Origin of the sequence: Xanthobacter sp. AM11, from assembly GCF_047444035.1 — a bacterium.
In the GTDB taxonomy this organism is placed as follows: domain Bacteria; phylum Pseudomonadota; class Alphaproteobacteria; order Rhizobiales; family Xanthobacteraceae; genus Xanthobacter.
This window is the reverse complement of sequence record NZ_JBLAOA010000002.1, coordinates 113,130-137,988: the sequence shown is the minus strand read 5'-3', so window position 1 is coordinate 137,988 and position 24,859 is coordinate 113,130. Positions and strand designations below refer to the sequence as shown.

The 24,859-nt window shown below is 65.3% G+C and carries 29 protein-coding genes and 3 pseudogenes; 9 read left to right on the top strand and 23 right to left on the bottom strand.

What is annotated here, in order from left to right; all coding sequences use genetic code 11:
- Positions 1 to 99 precede the first annotated feature (99 nt).
- From ACI7BZ_RS21685 to ACI7BZ_RS21660, 6 genes are all read right to left on the bottom strand, one after another.
- The gene (locus ACI7BZ_RS21685) at positions 100 to 1,056 is read right to left on the bottom strand and encodes an FAD:protein FMN transferase (RefSeq protein ID WP_414119287.1); all 957 of its coding nucleotides are present in this window, start codon (positions 1,054 to 1,056) and stop codon (positions 100 to 102) included.
- Positions 1,037 to 3,229 carry a PepSY domain-containing protein gene (locus tag ACI7BZ_RS21680; protein ID WP_414119286.1) on the bottom strand — a complete coding sequence of 731 codons (2,193 nt, stop codon included), beginning with the start codon at positions 3,227 to 3,229 and terminating at the stop codon, positions 1,037 to 1,039. The genes ACI7BZ_RS21685 and ACI7BZ_RS21680 overlap by 20 nt, the downstream gene beginning before the upstream one ends.
- A 17-nt stretch (positions 3,230 to 3,246) precedes the next feature.
- Positions 3,247 to 3,717: a DUF2271 domain-containing protein gene (locus ACI7BZ_RS21675; protein WP_282892163.1), complete on the bottom strand. Its 471-nt coding sequence runs from the start codon at positions 3,715 to 3,717 to the stop codon at positions 3,247 to 3,249.
- Between the two features lie 35 nt (positions 3,718 to 3,752).
- The gene (locus ACI7BZ_RS21670) at positions 3,753 to 4,115 is read right to left on the bottom strand and encodes a hypothetical protein (RefSeq protein WP_414119285.1); all 363 of its coding nucleotides are present in this window, start codon (positions 4,113 to 4,115) and stop codon (positions 3,753 to 3,755) included.
- Positions 4,116 to 4,200: 85 nt separating this feature from the next.
- Positions 4,201 to 5,562 (bottom strand): sensor histidine kinase, encoded by a 1,362-nt coding sequence (locus ACI7BZ_RS21665; RefSeq protein WP_414119284.1) that lies wholly within the window; start codon positions 5,560 to 5,562, stop codon positions 4,201 to 4,203.
- A complete protein-coding gene (locus ACI7BZ_RS21660; protein WP_414119283.1) occupies positions 5,559 to 6,230 on the bottom strand; it encodes a response regulator transcription factor in 672 nt (223 codons plus the stop codon). Before ACI7BZ_RS21660 ends, ACI7BZ_RS21665 begins: the two co-directional genes overlap by 4 nt.
- A gap of 236 nt (positions 6,231 to 6,466) precedes the next feature.
- Between ACI7BZ_RS21660 and ACI7BZ_RS21655 the strand changes: the two genes are divergently transcribed.
- From ACI7BZ_RS21655 to ACI7BZ_RS21645, 3 genes are all read left to right on the top strand, one after another.
- On the top strand, positions 6,467 to 6,751 hold the full coding sequence (locus ACI7BZ_RS21655) for a PepSY domain-containing protein (RefSeq protein WP_282639131.1): 285 nt from the start codon (positions 6,467 to 6,469) through the stop codon (positions 6,749 to 6,751).
- A 25-nt stretch (positions 6,752 to 6,776) separates the two neighbouring features.
- On the top strand, positions 6,777 to 7,856 hold the full coding sequence (locus tag ACI7BZ_RS21650; protein WP_414115048.1) for an IS630 family transposase: 1,080 nt from the start codon (positions 6,777 to 6,779) through the stop codon (positions 7,854 to 7,856).
- A 142-nt stretch (positions 7,857 to 7,998) separates the two neighbouring features.
- Positions 7,999 to 8,343, top strand: a complete 345-nt coding sequence (locus ACI7BZ_RS21645; RefSeq protein WP_414119282.1) for a hypothetical protein — start codon at positions 7,999 to 8,001, stop codon at positions 8,341 to 8,343.
- A gap of 154 nt (positions 8,344 to 8,497) precedes the next feature.
- On the opposite strand, the gene virB11 is transcribed toward ACI7BZ_RS21645, so the two are convergent.
- The 13 genes and pseudogenes from virB11 to ACI7BZ_RS21580 form a co-directional block, all read right to left on the bottom strand.
- Positions 8,498 to 9,511 carry a P-type DNA transfer ATPase VirB11 gene (gene virB11, locus ACI7BZ_RS21640; protein ID WP_282892395.1) on the bottom strand — a complete coding sequence of 338 codons (1,014 nt, stop codon included), beginning with the start codon at positions 9,509 to 9,511 and terminating at the stop codon, positions 8,498 to 8,500.
- A gap of 13 nt (positions 9,512 to 9,524) precedes the next feature.
- On the bottom strand, positions 9,525 to 10,697 hold the full coding sequence (gene virB10 / locus ACI7BZ_RS21635; protein WP_414115034.1) for a type IV secretion system protein VirB10: 1,173 nt from the start codon (positions 10,695 to 10,697) through the stop codon (positions 9,525 to 9,527).
- A gap of 9 nt (positions 10,698 to 10,706) precedes the next feature.
- Positions 10,707 to 11,564, bottom strand: a complete 858-nt coding sequence (gene virB9 / locus ACI7BZ_RS21630) for a P-type conjugative transfer protein VirB9 (RefSeq protein WP_414119280.1) — start codon at positions 11,562 to 11,564, stop codon at positions 10,707 to 10,709.
- Positions 11,561 to 12,232 (bottom strand): VirB8 family type IV secretion system protein, encoded by a 672-nt coding sequence (locus ACI7BZ_RS21625; RefSeq protein ID WP_282639177.1) that lies wholly within the window; start codon positions 12,230 to 12,232, stop codon positions 11,561 to 11,563. Before ACI7BZ_RS21625 ends, virB9 begins: the two co-directional genes overlap by 4 nt.
- Positions 12,232 to 12,513 carry a hypothetical protein gene (locus tag ACI7BZ_RS21620; protein ID WP_282639138.1) on the bottom strand — a complete coding sequence of 94 codons (282 nt, stop codon included), beginning with the start codon at positions 12,511 to 12,513 and terminating at the stop codon, positions 12,232 to 12,234. Before ACI7BZ_RS21620 ends, ACI7BZ_RS21625 begins: the two co-directional genes overlap by 1 nt.
- Before the next feature lie 39 nt (positions 12,514 to 12,552).
- A complete protein-coding gene (locus tag ACI7BZ_RS21615) occupies positions 12,553 to 13,485 on the bottom strand; it encodes a TrbL/VirB6 family protein (protein WP_414115036.1) in 933 nt (310 codons plus the stop codon).
- Positions 13,486 to 13,488: 3 nt separating this feature from the next.
- Positions 13,489 to 13,722 (bottom strand): EexN family lipoprotein, encoded by a 234-nt coding sequence (locus tag ACI7BZ_RS21610; protein WP_282892389.1) that lies wholly within the window; start codon positions 13,720 to 13,722, stop codon positions 13,489 to 13,491.
- Complete coding sequence (gene virB5 / locus ACI7BZ_RS21605) at positions 13,719 to 14,414, bottom strand: P-type DNA transfer protein VirB5 (protein ID WP_414115037.1); 696 nt, start codon at positions 14,412 to 14,414, stop codon at positions 13,719 to 13,721. Before virB5 ends, ACI7BZ_RS21610 begins: the two co-directional genes overlap by 4 nt.
- A pseudogene (locus tag ACI7BZ_RS21600) lies at positions 14,414 to 16,778 on the bottom strand (VirB4 family type IV secretion/conjugal transfer ATPase). The gene virB5 and the pseudogene ACI7BZ_RS21600 overlap by 1 nt, the downstream one beginning before the upstream one ends.
- On the bottom strand, positions 16,771 to 17,109 hold the full coding sequence (locus ACI7BZ_RS21595) for a VirB3 family type IV secretion system protein (protein WP_282639142.1): 339 nt from the start codon (positions 17,107 to 17,109) through the stop codon (positions 16,771 to 16,773). Before ACI7BZ_RS21595 ends, ACI7BZ_RS21600 begins: the two are co-directional and overlap by 8 nt.
- A gap of 5 nt (positions 17,110 to 17,114) precedes the next feature.
- Positions 17,115 to 17,420: a TrbC/VirB2 family protein gene (locus ACI7BZ_RS21590; RefSeq protein ID WP_282639143.1), complete on the bottom strand. Its 306-nt coding sequence runs from the start codon at positions 17,418 to 17,420 to the stop codon at positions 17,115 to 17,117.
- Positions 17,421 to 17,425: 5 nt separating this feature from the next.
- Positions 17,426 to 18,088 carry a lytic transglycosylase domain-containing protein gene (locus tag ACI7BZ_RS21585; RefSeq protein ID WP_414119279.1) on the bottom strand — a complete coding sequence of 221 codons (663 nt, stop codon included), beginning with the start codon at positions 18,086 to 18,088 and terminating at the stop codon, positions 17,426 to 17,428.
- Positions 18,089 to 18,091: 3 nt separating this feature from the next.
- Positions 18,092 to 18,607 (bottom strand): hypothetical protein, encoded by a 516-nt coding sequence (locus ACI7BZ_RS21580; RefSeq protein WP_282639145.1) that lies wholly within the window; start codon positions 18,605 to 18,607, stop codon positions 18,092 to 18,094.
- An 89-nt stretch (positions 18,608 to 18,696) separates the two neighbouring features.
- Between ACI7BZ_RS21580 and ACI7BZ_RS21575 the strand changes: the two genes are divergently transcribed.
- From ACI7BZ_RS21575 to ACI7BZ_RS21555, 5 genes are all read left to right on the top strand, one after another.
- Complete coding sequence (locus tag ACI7BZ_RS21575; RefSeq protein WP_282639146.1) at positions 18,697 to 19,050, top strand: MarR family transcriptional regulator; 354 nt, start codon at positions 18,697 to 18,699, stop codon at positions 19,048 to 19,050.
- 376 nt (positions 19,051 to 19,426) lie between these two features.
- Entirely contained in the window at positions 19,427 to 19,699 is a 273-nt protein-coding gene (locus ACI7BZ_RS21570) for a type II toxin-antitoxin system Phd/YefM family antitoxin (RefSeq protein ID WP_414119278.1), read from the top strand.
- Positions 19,696 to 20,133 carry a type II toxin-antitoxin system VapC family toxin gene (locus ACI7BZ_RS21565; protein ID WP_414119277.1) on the top strand — a complete coding sequence of 146 codons (438 nt, stop codon included), beginning with the start codon at positions 19,696 to 19,698 and terminating at the stop codon, positions 20,131 to 20,133. Before ACI7BZ_RS21570 ends, ACI7BZ_RS21565 begins: the two co-directional genes overlap by 4 nt.
- Positions 20,130 to 20,504: a hypothetical protein gene (locus ACI7BZ_RS21560; RefSeq protein ID WP_282639149.1), complete on the top strand. Its 375-nt coding sequence runs from the start codon at positions 20,130 to 20,132 to the stop codon at positions 20,502 to 20,504. Before ACI7BZ_RS21565 ends, ACI7BZ_RS21560 begins: the two co-directional genes overlap by 4 nt.
- A 218-nt stretch (positions 20,505 to 20,722) precedes the next feature.
- On the top strand, positions 20,723 to 21,586 hold the full coding sequence (locus ACI7BZ_RS21555) for a protein-L-isoaspartate O-methyltransferase family protein (RefSeq protein WP_414119275.1): 864 nt from the start codon (positions 20,723 to 20,725) through the stop codon (positions 21,584 to 21,586).
- Positions 21,587 to 21,633: 47 nt separating this feature from the next.
- Here the strand turns inward: ACI7BZ_RS21555 and ACI7BZ_RS21550 are convergent.
- Positions 21,634 to 22,137 (bottom strand): annotated as a pseudogene (locus tag ACI7BZ_RS21550) (IS630 family transposase); the annotation flags it as partial.
- A 64-nt stretch (positions 22,138 to 22,201) separates the two neighbouring features.
- Between ACI7BZ_RS21550 and ACI7BZ_RS21545 the strand changes: the two are divergent.
- Positions 22,202 to 23,230, top strand: a complete 1,029-nt coding sequence (locus ACI7BZ_RS21545) for an IS110 family RNA-guided transposase (RefSeq protein ID WP_282639151.1) — start codon at positions 22,202 to 22,204, stop codon at positions 23,228 to 23,230.
- Positions 23,231 to 23,452: 222 nt separating this feature from the next.
- Here the strand turns inward: ACI7BZ_RS21545 and ACI7BZ_RS21540 are convergent.
- The 3 genes and pseudogenes from ACI7BZ_RS21540 to ACI7BZ_RS21530 form a co-directional block, all read right to left on the bottom strand.
- Positions 23,453 to 24,056: pseudogene (locus ACI7BZ_RS21540) on the bottom strand (helix-turn-helix domain-containing protein); the annotation flags it as partial.
- An 83-nt stretch (positions 24,057 to 24,139) separates the two neighbouring features.
- Complete coding sequence (locus ACI7BZ_RS21535; protein ID WP_282639152.1) at positions 24,140 to 24,583, bottom strand: plasmid maintenance toxin (PemK-like); 444 nt, start codon at positions 24,581 to 24,583, stop codon at positions 24,140 to 24,142.
- Positions 24,570 to 24,839, bottom strand: coding sequence for a type II toxin-antitoxin system Phd/YefM family antitoxin (locus ACI7BZ_RS21530; protein WP_282639153.1), 270 nt, complete (start codon positions 24,837 to 24,839; stop codon positions 24,570 to 24,572). The genes ACI7BZ_RS21535 and ACI7BZ_RS21530 overlap by 14 nt, the downstream gene beginning before the upstream one ends.
- Positions 24,840 to 24,859 lie beyond the last annotated feature (20 nt).

The following is a 24,859-nucleotide window of genomic DNA, read 5'->3' as shown; positions in this document are numbered from 1 at the left end:
CATCATTTACGGCAAAATGCCGTATCGTTCAAGATGCCACATGCCCCTCCTTGGTCGTTTCCTTCTCGGTATTGGAGTGCTTCCGCGTCCCAATCATCCTTACCTGCATGGCCACGTCGTCACCACTTCCCCATCGGTCTGCACGAACAGCGCGGCGAGGCCAAGGCGGTGGGCGAGCGCCGGGCCCTCACCCGCCCCGTGCACCATCAAAGCGGTGGCCCAGGCATCCGCCGCCATGCAGGTGTCGGCGAGCACGGTGACGGCGGCGAGGTCGTTCTCCAGCGGCGCGCCGCGAAACGGGTCCATGGTGTGCGAGACCGCCCGCCCCGCCACCTGCCTTTGGTGGCGATAGCTGCCGGACGTGGCGACGGCGGCGCCGGACAGCTCCAGCACGCCGAGAATCTCCCGCTCCCCCGGCGTGGGCTTTTCATGGGCGATGGTCCAGGGTCGGCCATCGGGCTTCGTGCCCTCGGCCCGCATCTCGCCGTCGATGCCCACCAGCCAGGAGGACAGGCCCGCCGCCCTCATCTCCCGCGCCAGTTCGTCCACGCCGAAGCCCTTGGCAATGCCCGAGAGGTCGAGCCGCAGCGGCGCCAGCCGGCGCGCGCGGCAGCCTGCCGGATCGAGCTGAAGCGCCTTCGGCGGCTCGAACGAGGGACGGCCGGCAATCGCGGCGATGCGCCCGCCATCGGGCACGCGCGCGCCGCCGCCGAAGCCCCATGCCTTGACCAGATCGCCCACGCCGATATCGAACGCCCCCTGCGACAGGCGGCCGATCTCCAGGGCCGTGGCGAGAACATGCGCCAGCTCGCGGGGGATCGCTACCCAGGTTCCCACCGGCGCGGCGTTGAGCTGCTCCAGATCGGACTCCGGCCGCCAGGTGGACATCTGCTGCTCCACCTGCTCGACGGCGCCCTGGAGGCGACGGGTCAGCGCCGCCTCGTCCACATCGCCGCCCGCATGGAACACGGCAGACCAGCGCGATCCCATGGCGGGGCCGCTCAGGGCGTGGCGATGGAGCGCCATCGCACCCAGATCAGTAGACATCTTCGACATAGCGTCCACACGATTTGAGGGTGGCAAGGTCGAGGCCGAGCGGGCGCACCACCGGCTCCAAGGCGCGGGTCACCGCCTCGGCCATGTCGCGGCCGCCGCACACCAGGATCTGCGCGCCCTGCTTCAGCAATTCCCGCAGGCGCGGCGCATCGGCGGCGATCCGGTCCTGGACATAGGCGCCCCCTTCGACATCCCGCGAGAAGGCGGTCTTGAGGGAGGTCAGGCGCCGTTCCGCCAGATGCTGGGCCAGCTCGTGCTCATAGAGGAAATCGGAGGCGGCGCTGCGCCCGCCCCAGTAGAGATGCATGGGCCGTCCCGCCGCATTGGCGCGCACGAATCCGGCGAGCGGGCCGATGCCGGCCCCGGCACCGATGAGGATCAGCGGCGTGCGCCCTTCCGTCGGGCGGAACGCCGGATTCTCGCGGATGAAGGCGTTGATCGCGCCACCCGGGGCCAGCGCGTGCAGGAAGGTGGAGCACAGGCCGCCTTCGCGCAGCCGCACGCAGATCTCCAGCACCCCGTCGCGGGTGGAGGAGGCGAGCGAATAGAAGCGGGGCATGGTGTCCCCCGGCGGCACGATGCCCGCCAGATCCCCCGCCTCGAAGGACGGCAGGCGGCCGGGTGCGCCGGTGCGCGGATCGCGTGGGGCCTCAAAGCGCAGGATCGCCACCGGCGTGCCCACCGCCTCGCCATAAAGCTCACGCCCGGCGAGCATCAGCGGCACGGTCTTCGGCGGCTCGGCCACGTGGGAGAGCGTGAGATCGTGCCCCAGCACGGCGCCGAGGTCTTGCCCCCATTGGGCGAATTCCTGGGCCGAGCGCCGGTCCACCCGCTTCATGGGCAGAAGGCGCGGGCACCCTTTGGCTTCCAGCGCTTCGGAGACCTCCTGGGCGAACCGGCAGAAGTGCGGGAAGTTGCGATCGCCGAAGCCCAGCACCGCCACCGGCGGACGCCCCGGCAAGCGCGCGAGGCGGGACAGGAAGCTCTTGGCCGAGGCGGGCGCATCGCCCTCGCCATAGGTGGCGGTGAGGATCAGAAGCCGGTCGGCGGCAAGATGCGCCGTGCCCACATCGTTCATGGCGGCGATGTGCACCCGGTGCCCGGCGGCGGTGAGCGCGGCATGCAGGGTGCCGGCGAAGCCCCAGGTGGAATTGCCTTCGCTGCCCACGAGGATCACCGTATCGGCGCCGCGCGCGGGTGCATTCGCCGCGACGCGTGGACGGGCCGCCCGCCGGCGCGCCCAGAGGATGATGCCGGTGGCGCCCAGCACCGGCACGGCGGCCGAGGCAAGCCCCAGCAGCAGGCCGAGCAGCCACGCGCCACGTCCGGTGTGAAGGGTGCGGACAAGATCATTGATCTGCTCCAGCCCGGTGGCCGGGGCGAAGGCCAGGGCCGCGCCGGTGGCGGCGTCGATCCGCGCCTCGCCGGCGGCGGTGCGCAAGGTGAAGACGTCGGTGGGGTCGGCGGGATCGGGGAAGCTCAGCTCGCGCAGCTCTGCCAGGGGGGCGGACCGCAGCGCGGCAAGCGTGCCCACCGGCGCCGGCGTGTCGCCGCTCGCAGTGACGGCGGCCGTGCCCCCCTGCGCCTCGGGGATGAGGCCGAAGGTGCCGGCGGACATCCACAGGCCGGTGAGGGAGGACAGCACGAGGCCGGCGACGGCCAGCCGTCCCAGCTCGCCGTGCCAGCGCTGGGCCGGCGTGCCGCGGATCGGCCGCAGCAGCGCCCCCGCGCCGCCGAGCCGGCGGGCGAGAAGCAGCGTACCGGACACGCTCAGCGCCAGCATGGCCAGCGCACCGAGCCCGGCCGCCGCCCGGCCCGCATCGCCGGCCAGGAAGGAGCGGTGGAGCGTGGTGATGAAGCGCGTCGCCTCGGACACCTGATAGGGTCCCAGCCCGGTGCCGGTGGCCGGATCGACCCGCTCCACGCCGCGCGCGTCGCCGTCGTCGAAGGCCACCGTGATGCTGCCATCCGGCCGCTGGCGGATGGCGCTGATGCCCGGGTGCCGCGCGGCGACTTGCGCCGCGAGGCCTGCGACGCTGGTGCCCGCAGGCACCGTTGGAGCAGCCGCGCGGTCCAATGCCGGCTGGAGCGAGAGCACGGCACCGGTGACGGCGACCACCGTGAGGCCGAGCGCAAGCACGACGCCCGGCAACCCATGAAGACGGCGCAGCATGGAAAGACCCCTGTCGTTCAGAAGGTGACGGTGAGGGACTTGACGTAGCCCTTGCCGGCAAAAGGCTTGCCGGAGGCGGTGGCCGCGAGCGGCACCACCACCTCGGAAGGATTGTCCATCCCGTCCTCGACCGAGGTGTCCACATGCACCTTGTAGCCGGCATCGATCATGGCGTCGGCGAGGTCGAGGGTGATCTTCAGCGTCTTGCCGGAGCCGATGCTGGCGCCGGTGATGCCGTCGATCTCGGTCGCCCGCCCGCCGGAGGCGCGCTGCCAATCGGAGAGGTGGCGGTAGTATTTCGCCTTGCCGCCGGCCATCCACAAGGTGCCCTTGTAGGCCCCGGCGGCGTCGGTGACGTAGAGCACCACGTAGGCGCCATTGCCGCCGTAGCGCTTCAGCGCGGTCTCGAAGGTGACCTGCCTGGCTTCGGCGAGGGTGGGGGCCACCAGCGCGGCGGTGGCGGCCACGGCGGGGAGAACGAATTTCATCGGTCGGCTCCTGGAAGGGAAAAGCGGGGAGGGGCTCATTGCACCTCGACCTTGGGACGGGCCTTGCCGTTGAAGAGGCCGTTGTCGGGCATCGGCGCGTTGGGATCGGCGGGGCCGGTCTGGGGCAGGGCGCTGCGGTCGCCGCGGCGGTCGTCGTCATCATCGTCGTCATCGTCGTCGTCATCTTCGCGGTGACGGCGATTGTGCGTGCCATCGCGCTTGCGCTCGGACTTCGAGTCCGCAAAGCGCATGGCGCCGTCCGGGCCGGAAGCCTCCCGGCGCTCGTGCCGCTCGTGGCCGAACAGCGACAGGGAAGGGAGGTCCGACGCCGCCATGGCGATGCCGATGCCCGTGGTGGACAAGAGAAGAGCCGCTCCGATCAGGGTGCGCGTTTTCATGGATGCCTCCCGGCTGGTTGGTGTTGACCGGGTTCACCCTCGTGCACGCACCTGACGGCGACCTGAAGCGCCCGTGGAATTGCGTTCAGCTTCCCGTCAGGATCGGGGCGGGAAAACGCACCGTGACGCGGAAGCCGTCTGCCTCCGCCGGGATCGGCGAGGCAAGATCGAGCTTCAGCCCGGCGCCACGGCACACGGCGGCGGCGATGGCGAGGCCGAGGCCGGAGCCCTCCGCCTGGGTCGGCCCCCGCTCGAACGGGCGCAGCAGCGCCGCCAGCCGGTCGGCCGGCACCACCGGGCAGCGATTGGCGACCGCGAAGCCGTCAGCGCTCAACCGCACATGGATGGGGGTTTCGGGCGCGCCGTGCTTCAGGGCGTTCTCGATGAGATTGCGGGCGAGGACGGCGAAGGCATCCGGGTCGAGATCGCTGACCGGGCCGCCGTCCGGGGGGATCGTCACCACAAGGTCGGCGCCCCGGTCGGTCTGGCGGTCGAGTTCGGCGATCACATGGCGCAGCACCGGGCCGAGCGGCGCCGGGTGCTCGGCCAGAAGGCCGCCGCCTTCGGCCTTCGCCAGCTGCAGCAGCTTCTCGGAGAGGCGGGTCAGGCGCCGGAGCGCGCCGGCCACGTCCCGCGCCCGCTGGCGGGTGGCGCCTTCGGGCAGTTCGGCCAGCAGGCGCTGGGTCTGCGCCAGCGCGGCGGCGATGGGGGTTCTCAGTTCGTGGGCGCTGTTGGCGGTGAAGCCCCGTTCCGCCTCCAGCGCCCCGCGCAGGCGCTCCATCAGCGCGTTGACCGAGGCGGCGACGCTCGCCATCTCCTCCGGCAGGCCGTCCGCCGGCACCGGCGTGAGATTGCCGCGGCCGCGCGCCGCGATAGCCTGCCCGAATGCCAGCACCGGCTTGAGCGCGAGCCGGACCGAGAGCCAGACTCCGGCCAGCGCAATGGGCACCAAGGCGACGAGCGGCCAGATCAGCGCCATCACGGCCCGCCGCACCGCAGCGGCGCGGTGCCCGAGTTCCTCCGCCGTGGTGACGACGATGGTGCCGCGCACCGCGGCCTCGGTATAGGTGCGCAGGCGATCGGTGGTGCGGAAGCCCGGGGCGAGGCCCGGTGGAATCGCCATCTGCTCCGCGTCGCTGGACTGGAGCAGCACGCGCCCCGCGCCGTCGCGCACCACATAGGTGATGTATTCCCGGTGGGGCCCGATGGGCGCCATGTGCTGCGGGGCGTCCCCGGCCTCGCGGGAGAGCAGCTCGGAATAGGCCAGCGGCAGCACCCGCTGCGCCACCTCCTGCAGCGCGCTGTCGAACACCTCGCCGATCTCGTGCCACAGCACCAGTCCCGCCACCGTGGCCGCGGCGAGCCACAGCGCCGCGACCGAGGCCGCGAGCCACAGCCCGAGGCGCCGGCCCAGGCTCCACCGGCGGGACTGGCGAGGGCCGCTCACGCGCCCGCTCCCGGCGTGCCGAGGCGATAGCCCATGCCGCGCACGGTCTCGATCATGTCGGCGCCGAGCTTCTTGCGCAGGCGGGCGATATAGACCTCGATGGTGTTGCTCTCCACTTCCGCGTCGAAGGAATAGAGCCGTTCCTCCAGCTGCGGCTTCGACATGAGCTGGTGCGGCCGCTGCACGAACGCCTCGAACAGGGACCATTCCCGGGCGGTGAGCGCAACCACGCGCCCCGCCCGCCGCACCGAGCGGGCGGCGAGATCGACCTCGATTTCTCCGAGGGTGACGAGCGGGTTGGGATTGCCCGCATAGCGCCGGCCCACGGCGCGGATGCGGGCGCTCAGCTCGAACAGGTCGAACGGCTTCACCAGATAGTCGTCGGCTCCGACGTCAAGGGCCGCGATGCGATCGGAGATCTGGTCGCGCGCGGTCAGCACCATGACGGGCGTCACGTCGCCGGCGCTGCGCAGCCGCTTCAGGAAGTCGGCGCCGCGGCCGTCCGGCAGCATGAGGTCGAGCAGGACGAGCTCGAAGGCGGCGGCGTGAAGGGCGGCGCCGGCCTCGTCGAGGCGCGTCACCCAATCGGCGCAATGGTCGTCCGCGACCAGCTGGTCACGCACGGCCATGCCCAGAACGGGATCGTCTTCGACCAGCAGGATACGCATCTGTCACCTCGGCACGCCAACTTATACCAACGGCCTTTTGTCTTTGACCGCTGCCGAGAGGGGCTCGCTCAAGCGCCGCGCGGGCTTGCACCTGCGGCCGGTGAGTCAAACTCATCGGCCCCTGATCTTAGCGCGGCCGGTTGATGATGGGGCGGCAGAATGTATCCCGGCGTTCAGGTGGGCGTCAGCTCCGCGTGTTTTACCTGAGCGCGGGGCGTGCGGAGGAGAGCGACAAGGTGAAAAGTACATGGCTTGCAGGCTGCCTGCTCGCCGTCTGTCTCGCCGCAGGGCCGGCGGCGGCCGACCGCGACTGCACTGTGCCCCTCGCCGACTGGCAGCCCCGCGACGTGCTCCAGAAGAAGCTCGAGGCGGAGGGCTGGACCGTCCTGTCCATTCGCTCCGACGACGGCTGCTACAAGGTCCGGGCGACCAACGGGCAGGGCGCGCGCCTCAGGGCCAAATACAACCCCGCCAGCCTTGAGCGCATCCGCCACGGGCGGGACGACAACGACGACGATTGAGAGGGTGATCTGGGAGAGCTGGCGCATGCGCAACGGGATCATATTCATCCTCAATGAGTCCGACCGTCGGCGGCTTGACGTTCCGGTCTCGGATCGCAATACGCCCCGGAAACACGTCTGGCGCGCCCGGATCATGCTGATAAGCGCGGACGACGTCGGCACCCATGCGGTCGTGGCTGAGACCGGCACGGCGAAGATCAACGTCTGGCGCTGGCAGGCCCGCTTCATGGCGGAAGGCGTCGAAGGGCTGCTGCGCGACAAGACGCGGCCGCCGGGCCAGCCGCCGGTGGCGGCAGACAGGGCCTCGGCCGTGGTCGCCATGACGCTGAAGCCGCCGTCCCATGAGGCCATCCACTGGACCACGCGGGCCATGGCCAAGGTCGCGGGGCTGGCGGTCTCCACGGTGCAGAAGATCTGGAAGGCCCATGGCCTGGCCCCGCATCGCCGGCGGCAGTTCAATCTCTCCAACGATCCCGCCTTTGCCGAGAAGCTCAACGACGTGGTCGGGCTCTACGTCAGCCCGCCGGCCCATGCCCTGGTGCTGAGCCTCGACGAGAAGTCGAAGATCCAAACGCTCGACCGTACCCAGCCCGGACTGCCGCTGAAGAAAGGCCGCGGCGCCACCCTGACCCACGATTACAAGCGCAACGGCACGATCACGCTGTTCGCCGCGCTCGATGTCCTGACCGGCGCGGTATTCGGACGCAACATGCAGCGCCATCGGCATCAGGAGTTCATCCGCTTCCTCAACGCCTTCGAGCGCGACATCCCGGCCGGCAGGCTGATCCACGTCATTCTCGACAATTACGCCGCCCACAAGCACGACAAGGTGCGGGCCTGGCTTGATCGCCATCCGCGCTGGACGTTCCACTTCTCGCCCACGTCCAGTTCGTGGCTGAACGCGGTCGAGGGCTTCTTCGCCATCCTGACCCGCCGCCGGCTGCAGAATGGCGTCTTCCGGTCCGTCGTCGATCTCCAGGCAGCCATCAACCGCTTCATCGGAGAACACAACCAGACCCCAAAGCCCTTCATCTGGCGCGCTGACCCCGATGCCATCATCACAGCGCGAAACCGAGGGTTCCAAGAGTTGGAGTCAATCCAATAGCATCCGGGCATTTTGCAAAGACGAGCCTGAATCAGAACGATCTCTCCAATGGACGTCGGCGGACAGTGTTTCGAGAGCTTTCGTTACGACGATCGAGTGGCTAATAAAATTAGTGTGTCAGTTGGATAGTGGAGTGTTACCTGTGTCTGTTTTCCTATCAGAGGCATCGTTTTACCACAATCGACCGACTGAGATTGTGGACATTCTGTGTGGCCAACTCGCACAATTTGGATCAATAGTTTTGTATGACGACAGTTATGTCCTTAATTTTGAAGTGGGGAAAGCAAAGCTGAAGGCGATTGAGAATATGATTATGATACGAGTTGAGTCCGGTGATCTAATAAGTTCGTATGCGATCAAAACACTTATAGAAGGGCATCTAGTAGAAGTTGATGATATCAAGGAAACGGCGATATTATGGATTCCAGTCAAGGTCGAGCCATTTGCCTCATTGGCAGATTGCACCAGTCTGATGAAAAAAAAGTGATGGAACGTGGTTTCACAGCGGTGGAACCGATGAGGGTGGTAAGTGATCCCCATCGAGTAGTTGGCGGCCCCTGCCACGTACAACTGAAGAGTGGGGTCGAGTCCGTCCGGAACTTGATTTAGCAACGCGCCCATGTACTCCCCCGCAATAGAAGTTATTCATCTTCTCCATGATGCCGGGGTGGGTCGAAATAGACCTCCGTCACCCGAAAGCGCCCACCTATTCGCTTACACTGAACGATGACGTCGATTGCTATCTTCAGCAGATCCCGGATATCGCCGCGCTCCAGGTCGCGGCCGCCGTCGGATTCTTTGACGAGCAGGGTGAGCTGCTCAAACGCGAGCCGCGTTGAATTCGCGTGCACCGTCGTGATCGAGCCAGGATGGCCGGAATTCACGTTGCGGATGTAGTAAAAGGCCGTTCCATCACGAAGCTCCTGGAGCAGGACCCGATCCGGGCGCATGCGCAGTGAAGCCTCAAGGAGCTCCTTCGGACCGATCTTTGCGAGCCCTTGGTCATCCTTGGAATAGAACAGCCGCACGTGGTTATCTTGGGGGATCACAAGCTCTCGCGTGTCCTCGATTGTGATGAGGCGCTCGTCCTCCGGGATATGCTGAATCAATGCCTTTGAGAGGGTTGTTTTCCCCGATCTCGTCGCACCCGAGATGATGATGTTCTTCCGCGCAAGCACAGCCTCCCGGAGAAAGGTCATGTAGTTGCCGGCCTGATAGAGGCCGAGCAGCCGCGTATCGGTGACGCTGAGCTCGTCAGTGAGTGGGCTGACCTCTGAGAAGAGCCCCGCTGTCTCAAGATCGTTGAGCGTCAGCGTCACCGCCGATGGGTTGCGAAGTGTGATGCTGACCGTGCCCTTGGTGGTGGCGGGCGGAATGACGATCTGGATGCGGTGCTCGTCCGGCAGCGTGGCGGACAGGAGCGGGTGGGCCTCGTCGATGGCCTGGTGCGAATAGCTCGCGACGGCGCGTGCGAGGCGCATCAGCTTTTCGAAAGTGAGGTCCGGCACGTCATGTTTCCGCCATCCTACGGGCCCCTCGGTTAGCACCACGCCCGGTCGATTGACCACGATCTCATACAAGGACTCATCCTTCAGGAAGTGCCCGATGGGTGAGAGCAGCTCGCGGACAACGCCGACATCGGCGGCATCGTTCATCCCCTCCCCTCGCCTACTTGGTGACAAGCGTGGAGCGAGGGCTGAAGTCTCCGAGCACGCCGCGATCATAGATCGTGTTTCGCGGCTCTGTGACGCGCAGGCCATAGACGCTGGAGAAGTCGAGGTCGCGAGCGACGAAAATGGAGACCAGCTCGCCCTGGTGCTTCTCCAGCGTCGGCGGAATGTTGATGGACTGCTCGACCGCAATGGCCGCCGCCTGCTGGCCCGCATTGGCGCTGTTCTGGACCTGGATATCGCCCTGCTGGAGCTGGCCCTGCGCATAGTTGGCGGCATCGCCGACAATCGAAAGCAGCAGGGCGCTGCCGAAGCGCTCCCACCAATGGGTGTCGACATAGCCGTCCATGCCGGCCCGGCCCAAAGCGTCGGTCGCGGGCGAGGCGAGCGTGATGATGATGCCCTTCGGGGTCTTGGCCCGATTCCACAGCACGAAGAGGCGAGCCTGTCCCCGGCGCAGGCCGCCGCGATACTCTCCGATGACCTGTGTGCCCTTCTCCATCAGCACGACGCGGCTGTTGTCCGACAGCACGTCGCGATTGATGACGCAGCTGGCGAAGCCCGGCTGGTCAGAGGATAGGGCGGTCTCCAGGATGCAGGGGATCGACGTGCCCATGGCGATGATGAAGTCTCGATTTCCCAGCGTGCCGGCGCGTGACCCTTCGAGGCGTGTCGGCGTCATCATCCGGCCGAAGCGCTGGTCCTCGTTCTCGCCGGGACCGTTGAAGCTGCCGCGAGCGGCATTTGGCGGCACATAGCTGGTGCTGGCGTCGGCCGGAACGCCGGCAGTTTGTGGCCGATTCTGTGAGCCGCGCTGTGCGCCGAACGCCATCACCGGGGCGCGACGGGCGGCATCGAGCATCGGATCCTCCGGCGGGGCAGATTGCGGTGCGACGACTGGTGTCGGCAACTTCACCTCCGGCGCGGTTGCGGGCGGGGGTGCGGGCTGACGGGCTGGCTCGAAATCCGTCGTCTGCCGGATGACGACACGTTCCGGCTTCTCGGCGTCCGTCGGCGGTCCTCGATCTCGCATCGACCACATGGCAAAGGCGACGAATGCGATGACGGCCAGCACCACGGCGCCGCGCTTCAGCAGCGGATTATCCTGCCGCCGGCCGGTGACTGCCTGCCCTCGCTCTCCCGGCACGCCGTTATCAATTTCGTCCGCCATCGCCAGCCCCTATTGCGCTCTGGGCGCCGCTTGTGGCTTCACAACCCGCTCAACCGAGGGAGAGGTCGTGTTGGTACCCGGGTTGATCCCGACCTGGTCATAGGCCTCGTTGAAGATGCAGAGCACGTCGCCACCGCGTCGCAGGATGAACTTGCGGCTGATGGCCTGGACGAGCACTAGGTCACCCTCGACCGATTTCGGCACGAGGCTCTCGGTCCCGTCCGAGCTCTCCATGTAGATCGCCGGCATCTCCTGATTGCCGGTGAAGGCAAAGGTCGTGAGCTTGCCGTTGTCGTAGACCGCTTCGGGCTCGAGGGCGGGGGAGCCCTGCGCCGAATAGCGCCAGTTTCGCGGGCCATATTGCTCGTGGAAGGTGAGCACCTTGTCGGCATAGCCGGCCTGGGCTGCCTGTGCCCGCGCGGCTGCGTCCCGGCGCCTGCGCTCCGCATCGTCGGCCGGATAGCGGAATTTCACATAGAAATAGGTGGGCTGACCCGAGGCGACCGAGCCGTCGCGCACCGTGAGCTCCATTTGATAGCTGCGCGTTGCCCCATTGCGCCGCGTTGTCACCACCGAGATGTTGGTCACGGGTTGGTTCTCGCGCGGCTTCAGGAACAGGATGTTCCCGGCGGGCGCGACCTCCCAGGCGACCGTATTGCCGAGCGCCACATGGGCGATCTCCTCGTCCTCGGCGAACTCCACCTGAACCGAAGAGCGCAGCGAGCCCACGATCCTGGTGATGTTGTAGGGCTCGTAATCAACGAATCGAACCCGGTTGTCCCGAGGCGCGCTGGAGGGCGTCTCGAGCGCTTGTGCGGCTGAGGCGAGGCACACCGAGACCACTGCGGCGAGTACGGCGCGCTTCAATTGATGGCCTCCGGATCGGCCCGGTATTCGCTCACGACGAACCCGAGGGGATTGACCAGGCGATCCGTCGAGGACATGGGCGCGTTGACATAGGCGAAGGTCAGCGTCGCCACCCAATGGGTGGTGCGCACATCCTCTCCGCGGGTGACCGTGCGGATGTAGCGGACCGACACCACATGCGGATTGATCAACGAGATCGAGACGATGTTGACCCGGGCGGTGGCCTTGCGCCCATAGATATTCTGCGGCGATTCCGGGTTGCTCCCGCGGTAAAGTGCGGCGAAGCGCTGCTGCTCCGCCTGGGTGGACAGCAGGGAAGCGGTGCGGAAGTTTTCTTCCGCCTCGCTCCAGACATAGGCTTCCCGTGCCCGGACGTATCGCGCCGCGAAGTATTTGGTGACGGCCTCGTCGTAGGCTCCCGCCGTCGAGGTCAGCGCCGAGACCACATCCACGATGCCCGTGGAATTGTCGACCCGGACAACGAAGGGCTGAACGGTCTTCAGCGGGGTCAGGCCGGCGACCGCGAAGACCGCGGCCGCCGCCAGGATACTGGCACAGATCGCCACGAACCAGGCGACCCGTGCCGACCGCTCCGCTCGGATCATCCGGTCCTGATCGAACCGCCGCGCCTTCTCAAAATAGCTTTTGAGGCTGTCGTTGGTCACCATCATCCCCGCCCCGTGCAAGATCGGTAGGAACCTGCGACGTCAAGATACGCAAACGGACCAGGCGGCGATGTCGGCCGCTCATCGGCAAATGCCGTTGCACGGCTCGGCACCAGAGGCGCAGCGTCAGATTGCGCCTTCACACCGGCGCTGCCCTCCCACTGCCACATGGCGCGGTTGAGCGGCCGGCGTGCGTAGCCGTCGCACTTGGGCAAGGGATAGGACAGCGATGCGCATCCGCTGAGAACCGACGCCACGCAAAGCAACAGGGACATACGCAACATGCACCACCCGCCTTTGAATTCTGCTCTCAGGAAACGGCGTCAGCCGGCTCCGCCCGATCGGAAGCTGCGCCCCGCGGCGCGGAAGCCTCGGCCGACGGCGCGGGCCGCATACCTGGTGCTTCGGGCGACCGTGCCTTCATGCGCATCGCGCGCGGCGCCATAGCCGTAGGTCAGCGACGCCCCACCCGCGGCAAGCGCGGACGCGATCCCGGGCAGTTGGTAAAAGACGTAGAGGGCGGAAAGCGCGATGGCGCCGAGCGCGATCGGCCGCATCAGCACGTCGGCATACGAGTCCATGGTGGCGAACGTGGCATCCAGGCAGGTCACCAGCAGCGACCCCACGGCGATGACGAGGACCTGCAGGATGACGAAGTTTGCCATCTGGCCGATCCACGCCTCGGTGAACCGGCGGGTCGACTGGAACATGGCCAGGACGACGAAGATCGGACCTATGGCCAGGACGATCGCGAGCGCGACGCGCGCATAAAGCGACACCACATAACCGATCGCCGCGACGATGAAGGTCATGACGATGACCACCAGCCCGGCCGCGCCGGTCAGGATGTCGACGGGCCAGGATCCCTTAGCCCAGATGTCGTTCGCTGATTTCTGGCCCTTGTCGAGCAGGGAGTCGAAGGCAGAGGCGCTCGGCGCCGAACCGGTGTTGAGGGCACCCGAAATCTCGGCCGGCAGGTCCTCGAAGAACACCTTCGAGACATAGGTCTGATAGTTCGACGCGTTCTGCACCAGCATCAGGATGATGGCGAGCTTCATCGCCCGGAATGCGAATTCCATGATCGGCTCAGGGATCGAGCCGCGCAGGACGAGGAAGCCGTAGATGACAACGTAAAGCGTCAGGGCGACGGTCAGCGGCCCCGTCACCCAGGAGGCGATGCCCGAAGTTCCCGAGCTGATGAAGGTCTCGAGCGGGGCCTTGAACTGGTCGTCGAGGAACAAGAAGACCTGATACATGCCCTACCCTCCCAGCGCCTTGTTCATGCGCTGGAGGCGGGCCTTTCCATCCGCTTCGTTCGCATTCTTGCAGTTGGGGGTCTCGGCGAGCTGCCCCGGATTCTCACGGCACTTCGCCAACTGCCCGGCACGCAAGGCATCATCGGAAAGATAATCGCTGACGGCGTGGATCCCCTCCCCCGGCTCGAAGCAGCCGGCGAGAGGAAGCATCAGGAACAGGGCCAAGATCCTCCTCATGGCAGCGCTGCATTCATCGTGTCGATGCGCTTGCGCCAGTCCTCGGCCTTGCGCTGCTCGTCGACCTGCACTTGTGCTTGCTGCACCATGCGTAGCCCCTGCATGCGCACCACATCGATCTGGAGGAACGCCGCCTCCGCCTGGAGCCGAGCCTGCAGGTCGGCAACGTCCTTCGAGGTGCCGGCCGAGGAGATCTGCTGCCGGAGCTGATCGATACCGTCTATTCGCTTCGTGGCAGCGTCGTAGATCTGCTGGCCAAGGCTCATCTGGCCGGCATTCTTCTTCTGGATGCGGGACAACTCCTGCGCATAAAAGTCGTTGGCGCTGGTCTGGTAGGTGGAGTTCTCCTGCAGGAACTTGGAGGCGGACTCGCCGAAGGCGCCGGAACCGGAGCCTTGGAGCAGGCCTTCGATCGCATTGAAGTCCTGTGGCAGGGCCTTGCGGATCGAGGGATCGTTGAGCACGCTCGCGACGTCGGCCATGTTCGTCAGCTTGTTGAGCGAGCCATAAAGCTGCTGGGCCTGCTGAAGCTGCTGGTTCAAAGTGTCGAGCTGGGATTTGAGTTGCGCAATGCTCTCCAGCTGCTTGGCAAGGGCGGCTTGGTCGATCACGGGGATGCCCTGCGCATCGGCCGCGCCGGCGGAGATACAGAGCGCGGCCGTGGCCGCCAGCAGCATGGTGCGTGTGGACATCAGCCGGCACTCCTTCTTTGCTGGAACAGGGAGAGCCAGGTCTCGCTGCTGCCGCCCTCGGCGCGGATCGCGTCGGCCAGTTCCACATTGGCGGTGCGGCCGGAAAGGATGGCGAGCTCGTCGTCGAAGCCGGTGAGGTTCAGCTCGGCGACGACGCTGTTGTGCCCCTGTTTGACGATGAAGCGGCGGCTCTCCGGGGACAGCTCGCGCGCGACGAGCTCATATTCCCGCTCGGTGAGATTGAAGCCATCCACGTAGTCGACATGACTGCCGCGTGGGTTCGGCATGAAGATCTGCGTGGGGCATTGTTCGATAATGGTGTGGGCGATCGGCGAGGCGATGGCGTCGCGCGGGCTCTGTGTCGCGAACAGCATGAGACCGCCCTGCTTCCGGATGGTCTTGAGCTTGTTCTGGGCGAGATCGCGGAAGCCCTCGTCGAGCAGCGCCTTCCAGAATTCATCGATGACGATGATGATGCGGCGGCCGTCAATCAACTGCTCCACCCGGTGGAACAGGTAGGCCATGAGTGGCGTGCGGATCTCCTCGTTATCGAGGAAATCCGTCATGTCGTAGCCGAGGAACTTGGCGCCGATGCCGATGTCGTCGGTCTCATTGTCGAAGACCCAGCCGAGGGGCCCTCCCCTCTCCCAACGCCGCAGCCGGGCGGCAATGCCCTCCGGGTCGGTGTTGTTGAGGAAGGTGCGCAACGCGCCGATGGTGCGCCGCTGGACCGGGAGGTCCGCGAGGCCGTCGACGGCGCCGGCGATGTCGCGTAGGTCGCTCACGGAAAGCTCACGCGACTTCGAACCGACAAGCTTGGCGATCCATTGCGCCAGGAACACCTTGTTCTCCGGTGTAAGCTGGAGCCCCTTCAGCGGCGCGCAGCCGGTCGGCACACCATTCTTCAGCGGCAGATACGTGCCACCGGCGGCCCGCACGAAAAGGTCGGCGCCACGGTCCTTGTCGAAGAACACCATGTGGGGATCGTGCTTCTCGAGCTGCGAGAGCATGAAGTTCAGGATGACGGTCTTGCCGGATCCAGAGGGGCCGCACACGAAGGTGTTGCCGAGATCACCATGGTGGAAGTTGAAATAGAACGGCGAGCCCGAGGCCGTCTTCAGCATCGCGACGGCCGGTCCCCACTCGTTGCCTTCCTTCCTGCCCACCGGATAGGAATGAAAGGGTGACAGCGCAGCGAAGTTGCGCGACGTGATCGCGCCGGAGCGGGCTCGATAGCGGAAGTTGCCCGGCAACTGTGCCCACCAGGCTGCTTCGAGCCCGAGGTCCTCGCGCGCCACAACGGCACCGCCGTTGGTCAGATGAGAGCGTGCCTTCGCCAGATTGTCGGTGAGGTCCTTCACCGAGGGGGCGAAGACCGACAGCGTTAGGTGATGCTCGCCCAGCACGAAGCGATTGGATTCCAGATCGTCCAGCGCGCCATCGAGTTCTTCGACCTGCGAACTCGCCTTGTCGCCGGCGCTCACCATCTGGTTTTGCTTGCGTCCGAGAATGATCCGGGCATCGGCCTTCGAGGCGAAAGCGAAGGACTGCGTCAGGATAAGCTCGAACGGCGTGGTGAGGACGCCGCCGAGCATGCCGGGCCTCGTCCGGGCGGGATATTCCTTGAAGCTGAAGATGCCCGCATAGCGGGTCTCGGCCTCGTGGCGGATCTCCACCGTCTCGCGCCCGATGATGACACGGTCGGAATAGATCGCAGATGAAACCCGTCCCTCCGTGAGGGGCACCCGCTCCCGCCGGCCTCCGATGATCTGGTGCAGCACCTCGCTCGGCTCTGAAAACAGCAGGCCGTCGTGCTCGTAGAGAGAAAGGACCCGCGGCTGGAAACGCTTGAGGCCGGCGGTCACGTCGGTGACCTTGTCGTGGAGCTGCTTCAGCGCTTCTTCGTCGAGCTCCCGTCCCGCCCTGCGCGCCCTGCGAAGGCGGGACAGGAGCTTCGTCATCTTCTCAGCGGGATCGCGGGTTGGATGCCAGAGCAAGGTCAGATAGAGGTCGTTGCGAAACAGGTCCTCCTCCACCATGCGGGCGCGATATTTTGCGTTCAGGGTCGCGGAGAAGGGATTGGCGAACGCTCCATCGGGATAGTCGTTGTCGCGGCGGCGGATGATGTGGGTCCACAGCGCAAGGCGTTCGTCGGCGAGATTGCGGTAGAGGGTGTTGAGATCGCGGTGAAGATCGTTGAGGTCGAGCGGATCGGCGGTCTCGAACGACACGCCGTCGAGGGCAATCATGACCATCATCGCTCGGGAATCGAGCGCGATCGTCGTCTCGTCCACGTGGCGGACATACGGGATAAAGGTTTCGGGCTCGAGCTTCCCGGGCTTTGACGATGGCGACGCTAGGCAAGGCCGAGGTCCTTTTCGTTGTAGCGTCTCACGAGCTTGAGGGGCGTGAGGGTCGTGCCGGCCCAGAAGGCCCCGTTGCGCGAGCGGCCGCGGGTTTCAACCCAGGCCAGCAGGACGCGGAACATGTTGTGGTCGTGCTTCACCAGGGTCTTGAACACGAGGTGAAACACGACGCCGACGAGGGCGTAGGCAATGGAACCTGCGAGGATGTAGAGCAGCGTGGTCAGGATGACGTTGACGCCCATGGCCTCCATGGTCACGCCAGCGACCATCGCCGGCCGTGTGCAGGCCAGGAACAGTGTGTCCTCCTCGAGGGGCACCGTCTTCGTCATGGCCGTCAGCCGCCTGAGATCGTGCTGACGAGCTGAGCTGCTCCGAAGATGATGCCGATCCCCAGCACCACATAGGCAGCTTTGCGCAAATCCAAATAACCAAACATCCAGGCGATGCCGACGACGATCACGGCGATCGTCGCCAGGAGCTTGGCGACATTGCCCGTGAGCAGGGTGACGATGTTCTGCAGAACGGTCTCGATACCGCCTCCGGTTGCCTGGGCGGCGGCCGGTTCCGCCATCCCGATCGCAAATACGGTCGCCACCAGCATGATGGCTGCGCCTGGGCGAACGCGCACTCTCTTACTCATTCGGCTCACTCCGATTGTTCGTTCTGGAAGACGAGAGCGGAGGATTTCCGCGCTGTTGCAAAAACATCCCAGGACGCCGGTTTCGCTTCACGGCGGGCGACTGGTGGTGCGGCAGCCGGAGGCGGCAGTGCCGACCCCTCCCCTGCTCGATCTTTTGTGGTGGACCGGCCAGCGGAGCCGATCGTGAGTGAAGCAAGCTTCGGCGCGAGACGCTTTGCCTCTTCATGCACTTGCTTGTCGTAAGCGGCCATTTCGCCGACCGAGGCGTCGCCGCGGCCGTAATAGGCCTGCAGCATCACAGTGACCGCCGCGGCAGGGCGGACGCCACTGCCGATCGCCACCCGGTAATAACGGTCGAGCAGACGGGCGGTCGCCTTCAGGTTCAGGCAGGGGTCGAACGCATCGGCGACTGTGAGTTCGAGGCGGCCAAGGTCATCAACGTTGATGCCGCCAAGGCCAAGGTCGACGTCCAGATGCTGGGCGATCAGCGTGCTGGCAACCTCGATCGCCTCCGCCTTGCTGTTCGGCGGGTCGCGCAGGGGCGTGCCGCTGTTGATGCGGATGGCAAACGGCGAGAAGCCACTTTCGAGGCTCACGACCGCCGCGAGGGTCTCCACCTGAACGGTCGGGGCGCAAGTCTGCGCAAGATCGGCGAATGCGACGGGCATGACCTAGAACCACACCCGCTGAGTGGCCATGCCGTCGATCGTCACGTCGACAAAGTGGGGTTGCGAGCGCACGCTTGGCCGAGCCGTTACATAAGCCATGCATTGGCGCTGGCCGCTGCTCGACACCCAGCGCGCGGTCCCATTGCCAGCCCCTGATGTGCATTGGCTGGTGTCGACCACCTGGCGTGTCGCCGACACACGGGCCGCTTCTTGCCCCTGGGGGCCGAACCGTGCGGTCACGCGGTAATCAGCCTCGCATGAGTACGGTTCGTATCCAGGCGTGGACGCTTGGAATCCGATTCCACTGCAGGTTGGAAAGGGGCGTCCTCTGGCGAGTTCGTTCCAAAGCCTCTGAACAGGAGGGACGCATTCGGCGAACTGCATCGGACCGCCCGGGTTCGAAAGGCAAAGGAGAACCTGACAGCCCCAATCGTCCGCGCGCGCTTTACTGCTGGAAATGCAGTAGGATGACAGCAATACGAATGCGCAGGAAAGCGCCCTGGCAGTAGGGGAATTCATGCCTTCCACCCTCCCGAAACGACCCCGGAAAGGCTTGTCAGCCGCAATCTCATATCCGGTTAACTATCATATATAGAGCAGTTAAGCCGATGCCAAGAGCCCTCGACGCCGAATGGCACAGCCTCTCGTTCTCGGCGCTTATCTTGCGGCTGATCCTCGACAATCCGCTCGACGATGAGACCCCTCAGTCGCGCCTGAAGCAAATCGGAATGATGAGCGTCCTCTATTATATGCATCAGGGCAATCAGCGCCTGACGTTAACCAATATAATTGAGTTGACGTCGCTAACACGAGGCGGCGTCACCGAGACGATTGATCAGCTCGTTAGCCGTAAGATCTTGACGGAGACGATGGTGAAGAATTCGATGGGGCGTGGACAGGCGCGCGAATTCAAGATTGCGCCCGATATCTTCAAGAGGCTCCGCAGCCTACAGGGCGGTTGATGGGCCGGGCGACACAGCTGCCGAGAGCCGGTGCCGTCTCATACTATCGAAATTTAGACAGTATGACGCCTCTGGTCGAGTTCGGTCCGTGCCCCGTGATCAGGTCGAATCGCACGTAGGCAGCTCTTGGCGGGCAAGTCGTAGGGTCGTCTGGACCGGGGGGCACCTAGGCCCCTCCCCTCCCCTTCCCTTCAGTTCCCGCTTCGAGCAGCGCCCGAGGGGACGGACGGCAGGTTGGTGCTTCTCGTTGCGCGTCCGGTATCTCCCTGGGGGGAACGCGGCTCCTGCCTCGGCGCTCGCATTTGATTGCACGTTGAAAAACCCACGCCGGCCATATATGGTTATATTAGTCATTATGGTCATTGTGGGGGAGCTCATGGCAACGCTCAGAAAGTCCGCACCCGATCAATCGGAGAGCTGGACGGTCGCCGATGCCAAGGCGCGCCTGTCCGAGGTCATCGAGCGCGCGCAACGCGACCCCCAGGTCATTACACGGCACGGCAAGCCGAGCGTCGTTGTCGTTTCGGCGGAGGAATGGTCCCGCAAGACGGCGCGCAAAGGCACGCTGGCCGAGTTCCTGCTTGCATCACCGCTGCGAGACGTCGATCTCGAGCGCGTCCGTGACCAGCCGCGCGACCCAGACCTGTGAATGTTCTGCTCGACACCAATGTTTTGTCGGAGGTCCGGCGACCGGCGCCCGACCCCAGGGTTCTTGCCTGGCTCGATGCGATCGACGAGGACCGGACCTACATCAGTGTAGCCTCGATCGCCGAGCTCAAGCGTGGGATCGCATTGATGGATGACGGCCGGCGGCGCACCGCGCTCTCCGATTGGCTTGCACAGGATCTCCCAGAGCGCTTCGCTGGTCGTATCCTGCCTATCGACCCCGCGATTGCCGGACGATGGGGGGATCTGATGGCGGAGGCCCGCATGAGCGGCCTTTCGCTCTCCGTGATGGACGGGTTTTTCGCCGCTACGGCACTCGACCGCAATCTCGTGCTGGCCACCCGCAACACTAAGGACTCTGCGCCGCTCGGCGTGTCGCTTTTCAATCCCTGGACCGATGGCGGCCAATCGAGATGATGGCCTCTGTTCGTATACCCGACGTCGCATCGCTCGAAACCGTGCTGGCCGGGCTTGATCCGGCGTCGGCCGATTCGGCGCTGGTCCCTGCCCTCACCCGAGCGTTCCCGGGTTTTGAATTCAGTCTCGCCCAGATCGATGACGACTATTGGCGCGATGCTCGCAGCGTCATCCAGCCGGACGGCACTCGGATGGGCGAGCTACAAACGTGGATGACGGCAGAGGTTGCCAGGGAGCGTGGCGACATCGGAGCGCTGTGGCGCCGTCTAAAAGAGACCGAGCTGCAGATTACCGAATGGCGCGGCACCAGCGCGGTTGTGTTCGCACCGACAGGTCCGGGGTCCGCCGATTATTTGCAGATATGGGAATAGTTTCCGCCATAGCGACACTCGGTTCCCAGGTTTCTAATTATCGATAACTGTCCCTTATCGGCTGTCATGGACAGCCGCCGGCAAATCGGCGATCTCGTGGCCTGGAGCCCAAATATTCGCGCCCGCCGGCGCCGAGATCGACGAGAGGACGCCGCCTGCACGCCTCCTCCCCGCTTCCGGACGAGATCCGATCCGCCTTCTCGGCCGCGGAGCTCGCCGTGGCGCGGCGGGCCTATGCCCGCCAGATGCTGGCCATCCTCGGCGTCGACAACGCCGCAATCGAAACCGCCTTTGCGACCGTGCCGCGCGAGGCGTTCCTGGGGCCGTCGCCATGGACGGCATCGTCGCCCTTCGACGGCTACCGGCCCATTCTCGGCACTGATCCGGTGGTCCTCTACCAAGACCTCGTCGTCGCCCTCGACCCCGCCCGGGGCGTCAACAACGGCAGCCCGTCGCTGCACGCCAAGCTCCTCAAGGCGCTCGGGCCGAAGCCCGGCGCGCACATCGTCCATGTGGGCGCCGGCGCCGGTTACTACAGCGCGGTTCTGGCCGAGCTGGTGGGTCCCGCCGGCCAGGTCACGGCGGTCGAGTTCGACCCCGCTCTGGCCAGGCGCACCGCGGCGTCGCTGTCCGGTCGCCCGAACGTGCGCGTCGTCTGTGGCGACGGCAGCCGCTGGCCCGAAACGTCGGCCGACGGGGTTTACGTGAACTTCGCGGTTTCCCGTCCCGCCGACCGCTGGATCGAGGGCCTGTCGCCAGGGGGACGCTTGGTGTTCCCGCTCGGGGTGCCCGGTCCCCAGCGGCCCAATTCCGGCGGCCGGCACAGCGAGCGCGGCGCGGCGCTGCGGATCGAACGGCGCGGCGTCGGCTTTGCGGCGCGCGCCATCAGCCCGGCCTACTTTGTGTGCGCCGAGGGGGCGGTCGGCGCGGGCGATGCGGCAGACGTCGCGCGCCTGCGCCAGAGTTTTGCCGCGGGGGGCATCGACGCCGTGCGCAGCCTCATCTGGAAGGGCGCGCCGGATCCGGAGGCGTGCTGGTTCGCCGGCGCGGACTGGGCGTTGTGTCGCGACGAGGCGCCATGACGCGCCACGCGGCACATCGGCCGCCGCGCTGCTCATACCAACGGCCCTTATGAATGACCGATGTGCGCCCATTGGCGCCTGCCGATGGATGTGATGGTTTCTGGGTTTTCGGTGAGACAGCGCCAAGCTTCACAGGCGGCATCGACGATGTCGGCGTAGGTCTCGAAGACGCTGTTGGAGAGAAAGTTCGATCGCAGATACTGCCAGATCTGCTCGACCGGGTTCAGCTCCGGCGATCGCGACGGCAGGAAGATCAGCGTCATGTTCTTCGGGATGCAGAGCATCCTCGTGGTGTGCCATCCGGCGCGATCGAGCAGCAGCACGCCGTGCGATCCCCGAGCCACCATGGTCGAGATTTCGTCGAGATGCATCTGCATGGCCTCGGTACCGATATAGGGCAGGGCCAAGGCGGCACCGACGCCGCGCGCCGGGCAGATCGCCCCGAACAGCCAGGCATTGTCGTAGCGCTGGTCGGCGGCCTGGCGGGGCCGCGTTCCCCGCCGCGCCCACTGCCGGACGATGCCGTTCTTCTGACCGATCCGGGCCTCGTCTTATGGGATGGTTCGCCTCCTCCCTCTGGCGGATAATCAGTCCGTCCAGCAACGGAGGTACATCATGCAGTTCAAGCAGATTGGCATTGATATCGGGAAGGCCACTTTCCATCTGGTCGCATTGGGTCTTGACGGCGATATCGTCTTGCGCAAGCAATTCACGCGGTTAGGGCTGATCGCCTTCTTTCGAGATCGGGCGGGGCAGTACTTGAACGTTGCATTCGAGGCGTGCTCGGGTGCTCACTGGCTGGCACACCAACTCATTGCAATGGGACATGCCGTCCGACTTCTTACCCCGGAAAGCGTCCGACCATTTGCGAAAGCCCAAAAGAATGACTGGAATGATGCACTGGCGATTGCCGAAGCGGCTCAGCGCCCAGGCCGTCACGCGGTGGGCGTTAAGTCGCAGGAGCAGCTCGATATCCAAGCTCTTCACCGGGTACGACAGCGTCTCGTCACGGCGCGTACAGCGATCGTGAATCAGATCAGAGGCTTGCTTCGCGAACGCGGATTGGTGTTCGGTTCGGGCAGGATGCGTTTCGAACGGTTTCTCGACGACTTGCAAGCCAAAGAGGAGATCCAACTCAACCCTGTCTGCCGTGCATTGTTTGCAACCTTGGCCGCCGAATATCAGGCGCTCGATGCGCGTGTCGAGTCAATCGACGCGGAACTCGCTGAATTCGCCAAAGCCAATCCCATCTGCAAAGCCCTGCTCTCAGTGCCCGGTATCGGCATCATCGTCGCCACTGCCTTGTTCAGCGCAGTCGCCGACATCGCCGATTTCCGAAGTGGGCGCGATCTCGCCGCCTTCCTTGGGTTGGTTCCAAGGCGGAAGTCGACCGGGGGAAAGACGACGTTGCTCGGTATCTCGAAACGCGGCAACACCTACGTCCGAACGTTAATGATTCATGGCATGCGATCAGCGTTCTACAACCGGAAGAAACGAGAGAACGGGATCACCGTGTTCATGGACCGTCTGGTCGAGCGAGGAATGCATACAAACAAGATTGTTGTCGCATGTGCAAATAAGGTCGCACGTGTCATTTGGGCACTTTTAACCCACAATACGATTTTCGAACCGCGCCCTGCATAAGGCTTGTTCGAATGACTTGCGAGAGGAAAACGATGGCACCGTGGATATGATCGGATGCGCAACCTGATGGTTCCAGTAGATTGTTTCTCTGCTTCAACTGGATATGCGAAACCTGGTAGTGGCAGGAGATCAAAGGATCTGGTCGTCTTGTAAGGAACGCATCCCAGCGGCTCCCATTGTGGCTCGGGCATGATCTGCCCTCAAACAAGCCGGATACGCTGAAGCAGGGTCTTCTGGGCCGTCGTTTCTTCTTGCAAACCGGAGGCGAACCATACACTGGAACCAGACCTCGATGCGGCGCCCCTTCGGCAGGTGCCCGACGTGGGCGTTCAGGGTCCGAAGGAAGTTTTTTTGAAGTCCTCCATGACCTTGGGGTCCTGTCCGGGATGACGGGGGCGAGCGCTGATGTGCGAGAAGCCGATCGCCTTGAGGATCTTGCCGATGGTTCGCTCGTGGTATGCGACGCCGAAGCGGTCCGCGACGACCTTCCTCAGGTCGAGGCGCCGCCACCGGACGACGCCGTGGACCCTGCGATCGGGGCCGGTCTCGACGATCTCGGCGAGTTCGGCCAACTGCGCCTTCGACAGCCGGGGCGGGTGGCCCTTGGGGCGGATGTCGCGCAGCCCGTCGGGGCCGAGCGCGTTGAAGCGGTGAACCCAATCGCGCAGGGTCTGACGATCCGAGCCGCCTCGGCGCGATCCATCCCATCAAGGACCGCTGCCAGCGACAGCAGCCGCCGGCTCTGGCTGGCGTGTTTCGAAGCTGCGGCGAGCCGCCGCAAATCCGAAGCCGAGTAGTCCGTCCGAAGCTTCACCGCAGAGGCCATGACGCGAATCCTCCCCGCACCATGGAATCAGAGATCGCACTCAACCGAAAGCCCCTGAGAGTCACCCTCAATGGCCGTTGGTATCAGTCGGTGCGCGGCACGCTGGCGTGCCGCGTGGTCGCCACCTCGCCGCGCGCGATCGCCACGAAGCGGCGCTTCACCTCGGCAAAGAGCCCGGGCGTCAGCGCGCCGAAATAGCCGCTGTCGCTCTCGACGGGGCGCAGGTCCGGACCCGGCCAAGTGAAGCGGTTGCTTTCGGTCAGCACGATCCAGGAGCGCTCGGCGTCGAGCCGGAGGCGGCTCTTGACCTCGGCCGGGATTTCGATTGCGTCGGCCGGATCGGCCGGCGGCGTGTGGGTGATCGGCAGGACGCGCACCACCGGTGCGCCCTCCTCGGTGGTCATGACGATGGCCAGCACCAGGCAGGGGCGGTCCTTGTCGCCCTCCTCCCGGCCCTCGCGGTGCTGCCGGTCCCAGAGATAGGCGTAGCGGAAGATCCAGCCGACCCTGACCTCAGTCGGCAGCATGCGTGCCGGGGGTGTTGAGATGGTCGGGCTCCGGCGTCATCTCGGCCGCCTCGACTGCGGCGATCTCGGTGTCGTTCAACTCGGCGGTGCGCTCGACTCGGCGGTCGCGCTTCGACAGCCGCACGAAGTCCTCGTAGGCCAGCAGCACGGTGCGCGGGCGGCCGTTCTTGGTGATTACCACCGGCTCGCGCACGGCGGCGTCCTGATAGGCGCCGAAGTTCTTGGAGACTTCGGCCGCGGTCACAATGGAGGCCATGACGCATTCTCCTTTGATCC